The 4,538-nt window shown below is 41.7% G+C and carries 3 protein-coding genes; all 3 read left to right on the forward strand.

Annotation, left to right across the window (positions count from 1 at the left end):
• Nucleotides 1-270 precede the first annotated feature (270 nt).
• The 3 genes from L3V30_RS23765 to L3V30_RS23775 all read left to right on the forward strand — a co-directional run bounded on the left by L3V30_RS23765 (nt 271) and on the right by L3V30_RS23775 (nt 4,236).
• Nucleotides 271-750, forward strand: a complete 480-nt coding sequence (locus L3V30_RS23765) for a DUF1456 family protein (RefSeq protein ID WP_015728478.1) — start codon at nt 271-273, stop codon at nt 748-750.
• Nucleotides 751-1,326: 576 nt separating this feature from the next.
• Complete coding sequence (locus L3V30_RS23770) at nt 1,327-2,970, forward strand: hypothetical protein (protein WP_108678927.1); 1,644 nt, start codon at nt 1,327-1,329, stop codon at nt 2,968-2,970.
• Nucleotides 2,971-3,234: 264 nt separating this feature from the next.
• Complete coding sequence (locus L3V30_RS23775; RefSeq protein WP_233059812.1) at nt 3,235-4,236, forward strand: hypothetical protein; 1,002 nt, start codon at nt 3,235-3,237, stop codon at nt 4,234-4,236.
• Nucleotides 4,237-4,538: the final 302 nt, after the last annotated feature.

The following is a 4,538-nucleotide window of genomic DNA, read 5'->3' on the forward strand; positions in this document are numbered from 1 at the left end:
CATCCTCTACGACTACATGGTCAAGTGCATGCAGGAATTAGCGAAAGCTGAACCTGATATCGATGCGCTCCTGCCTTGGAACTTCAAACATTAGCAAGATCGCCCCGTGGGTTCATGGGGCGTTTACCTTATTTCTATTTTTTAACCTACCGAAGAAACGTGTTCTCTGTTAGAGTCACCGTCAACTACGCTATTGAATAAAGACACCCACAGATCGCATGTCATTGATGGATTTTTATTCACCCTTAGAACTCATTTTAGGAATCCCTAGTGACTAACAACGAAATTTTACGTCGTATCCAACACGCGTTAAACCTTAAGAACGCGCAGATAATGAAAGCTTTCGGGCAGGCCGAAGTCACTGTGGCTCACGATAAAGTAGCAAACTGGTTAAAAGATGAAAGCGACAAATCTTGCGTTAAGATGAAGGATCAAGAGTTAGCGGTATTCTTAAATGGCTTTATTAACCTCAAGCGAGGAAAAAAAGACGGCGAGCAACCTAAGCCAGAAGTCACGTTGACCAACAACATGATTCTCATGAAGCTGCGCATTGCGCTAGACATGAAAGCAGAAGATGTGTTGGACGTATTAGAAGTGGTTGGGATTAGTTTAAGTAAATACGAAATTGGTGCGTATTTCCGCAAGCCAAACAACAAAAACTACAAACAGTGTGAAGACCAACTGCTGTGCGACTTCTTAAATGGTGTGCAGTTTACCAATCGTCCCGATTCTGAAGAGTTTACTGGGTAATTTTTATCTCGAATCGAACGTGGTAATTGATTAAAAAAGCGAGAACCATTTTATTTGGCTACTCGCTTTTATCATGTTAAAGACCGATATTAGAGCTTCACAATCACGTCTACTCTTTGTCTTTCTTCAGTAGATACCTATCAAACCACGCTGAAATCTGGTCGGCTTTTAGAATCAAGACACACACCGCCCCCTATGACCCTACCAAGATAAACTCAAGCTAAAACCTTAAGCCAGTTAGGGGCCACTATTCTGGTCAAGATGTTCCAGACATCTTGTAGTGATTAACTAAAACTGGCCACGTATATAGAGTTTTTCCATACTTTTGGTCATGCGTGCAGAGTCACGACTGACGCCATTGGTAACACGAATTTGCCCCAAAGTGAGTTAGAACGAAAATACACCTCATTCTGCTTGTCGGTTTTTTCTACTAAAAATAATGGACAAGCAAAAGATCTGTCCCCCCTGCGCTTTTTTGATGAATGCCTATGAACACACCTTTTTCTATTCAATATATTGATTAACAGGCTTATAGTTGTCGGAGTACCATTCTGTTTTGTAAGGAATTTTGCATACATGTCAGTTGAATTAGTTAAAGAGCAAGTTCGAAGGTTCCTTTCCACCGATACTCCCGAAGTACTAGCTATCAAAGGCGATTGGGGGGTCGGTAAGACTTATAGTTGGAAGCAGTACATCGAAGAGTTCAAAATCGAATGCGCTTTAAAATCATACTCCTACGTTTCATTGTTTGGGATTAATTCTATTGCTGAGCTAAAGCAAACTACGTTCTTAAACACTATTGATACAAATCGAATTGGAGAAGCGCCAAACATCAAAGGCTATTCAAAGAAAGTTGCTGACTTGGTGAAGGATACAAAAATTCCCTATGTGAGTAAGTATGTTGGAGGTATTGGCAGTCTTATTGATTCAGTTTCTCAGCTGGCGATGAACAAGACAATAATTTGCTTTGATGATTTAGAGCGTCATAGCAAGGGAATCACTATCAAAGACTTCATGGGGTTAGTTTCTTTCTTCAAGGAGCAAAAAGGTTGCAAGGTTGTCTTGTTGCTTAATGAGGAAGCTGGTGACGATACTTTCAAAGATTACAGGAAGTACAAAGAGAAAATCGTAGATAGACAACTTCACTTCGAACCAACCGCTGAACAGTGCTTCGATATAATGTTTGCTGACGACTTCGAGTTTAGAGATTATGTTCGTGATTGCTGTATTGGATTGAACATCAAAAACAAACGAGTCATCAGAAAGATAGTGGAGCACACAAATGAGTTTTTGGAGCTTGTTGATGGCTTCGATGAAAGCATCAAGAAGCAAGTGATTCACTCCACTATATTGCTCAGTTGGTGTTACTACTGCCATGGTGCTGATGAGGTGCACATTCCAGAGTTTGCGTTTGTAAACCAATCAGGGACTAGAAAGGAAAACGAAGAATCGGGATGGACGAAAGAAATAACCGATCGTTGGAATATGACGCTAAATCGATATGGTTACAGATATACCGATGAAATCGACTTGGCTGTTGCTCGTGGTATTGAGCAAGGTTTTCTTGACAAAGAAAAGTTGATTCCTCTTTGTAGACATAAGCAGAAAGAGTTAGAAATTCAACATGCTAGTGCTAAATGGGATGAGGCTTGGAAGCTTTTTCATGGCTCATTCGATTCTAACGAAGAAGAGGTTGCTGAAGCAATGGAAGCGGGTATGAGGGATATCGCACGCACAACATCATGCTCACAATATGCCACTGGTTTAGCTTTGCTAAGAACTTTGGGGAAAAATGAGAAAGCTGATGAGCTTATTGAACTCTTCATCGAATCTAGAAAAGATAATCCAGAAGTGTTTAATATCGATAGCATAGATGCAAATCCTTTTGGTATTAAAGATAAGAAGTTCGCAGAAAAGCTAAGGAAGCAGTACCTAGAGTTAAAACCTGAACCAACGGTTATGGATATTCTTGAGTTGAGGAAAGGCTCTAATAGCTATAACTCGTCAGAAGTTGAAGTGCTGAATAAGCTTTCTCAGGAGCAGTTTGTTGAGCTATTCAAAGGATTTAAGGGGGAAGACCTAACATCATATATCAGAGCCTGTATGTTACTATCCTCTGGTAGCCAAGAGCTAGCTGAGAAGATTGGTGGAGCTATAAATGAAATAGGAGAGTCTAGCCCATTGAACGAATATCGAATGGGTAAATTCCGAATTCGATAATTTTTGGAGAGCTATTCGAGCTTTACTACTCCATAATTTAGCTAATCCTGAACTATCTAAATTAGGTATTTCACTGACTCACTTTTGTCCAAAAGCTTGCTGGCGTAGTTCAAAGCAGACACTTGCTTTGGGTTACTCGACTCCGAGTAACTTTATTGCTATGTTTCGCAAAATATATGGAGAATCTCCTGCGCGTTATTTTTCCAGATGCCGTGCAGAGTAATGTATTGATCGGCTGGGGTAAAAATGAAAACCAAAATAATAATGTCGTTTCTACTCGCTTCATTGTGTGTCAGTGTCAGCGCCAGTACGAATGAGCCGAAATACCATTCTGCGCTAACAGTCAAAACGGTATTCAGTGAAGACAGAGACAAGCCTGTAGAAGTCTACTACTGGTATCCCACAACGAACGGGAAAACCAACTTCACGTTTGGTAGGGGTAACATTTTTAAATCAGTCGAAACGCAGTTAGATGCCCCTTTAGCAAGTGGAAAATTTCCCGTTGTGCTTTTGTCGCAGGGCGGAACACGGTCAGCATTTTCTCATAGTGGTTGGATAGCTTCAGGCCTAGCGAAACAAGGTTATATCGTTGTTGTACCAAAGCCTCCTGCACCAAACGAAATCAATGCAGAAATGGCTGTTGATGAAATCACTTTCAGGACTAGTGATTTGGTGCTTGGGCTGAACGAATTAAGTTCGGTCGGGATACTGTCCGGAGGTGTAGATACTGATGAAGTGCAGGGTGTTGGCTTTTTTCTGGGTGGCACATCTATGCTGATGCTCTCCGGAGCGCAAATAAGCCCGGAAAAATATCGAACATCGTGTCACAACGTCACCAATGTAGACTGTCATTGGTTACGTGAAAATAACGTTGATATTACCAACATCCCGGATCAAAAATTCCCCCGATTTCAGTCTGAAAGCAAACTGAAATCGGTCGTCGTTATCAACCCTGAGCTAACGAAAACTTTTGTCCCTGAAACTCTGGCCTTGATGAACAATGCTATCACCGTGGTGACGCTTTCTGATCGGCTACATCCCGCACTGACACCAGCCGAATCACTTGTTGCTCTTCCCAATGTGACATTTCAAGAGATTCCCAGTGCGAGTCAGTTTAGTGCGTTCGCAGAATGTACTGAGCGTGGCATTAAAATTCTCGCATCAGAAGGGGAGGAAGCACTTTGCCAGGAGCGTGACGAGGTTTCCAGAAAGGACAATCATCAGCAAATTTTGGATGTAATTCTGGCTAGGTTAACAAAGTCATAAGAGTGCAACAATGCGGAGCTTTCTTACACATTGTGTGCTTGGACCAGCAAAGCGAGGAGTAAGTTTTTCAGGCTTGTCCCCACACCATATTACAAGACCTACTAATGACGGTATTATTTGCCCTAATGGAGTACTTGTACCAGCATTTTAAAACTTAGAAGAACACACAAAATACCGTAAACGCCCCATGAACCCACGGGGCGATCTTGCTAATGTTTGAAGTTCCAAGGCAGGAGCGCATCGATATCAGGTTCAGCTTTCGCTAATTCCTGCATGCACTTGACCATGTAGTCGTAGAGGAT

The organism is Vibrio sp. A1-1, assembly GCF_021728175.1.
GTDB lineage: Bacteria > Pseudomonadota > Gammaproteobacteria > Enterobacterales > Vibrionaceae > Vibrio > Vibrio diabolicus.

Coding starts and splice junctions, on each gene's coding strand:
- L3V30_RS23770 (WP_108678927.1), top strand. CDS start 1,327: ATGTCAGTTGAATTAGTTAAAGAGCAAGTTCGAAGGTTCCTTTCCACC.
- L3V30_RS23775 (WP_233059812.1), top strand. CDS start 3,235: ATGTCGTTTCTACTCGCTTCATTGTGTGTCAGTGTCAGCGCCAGTACG.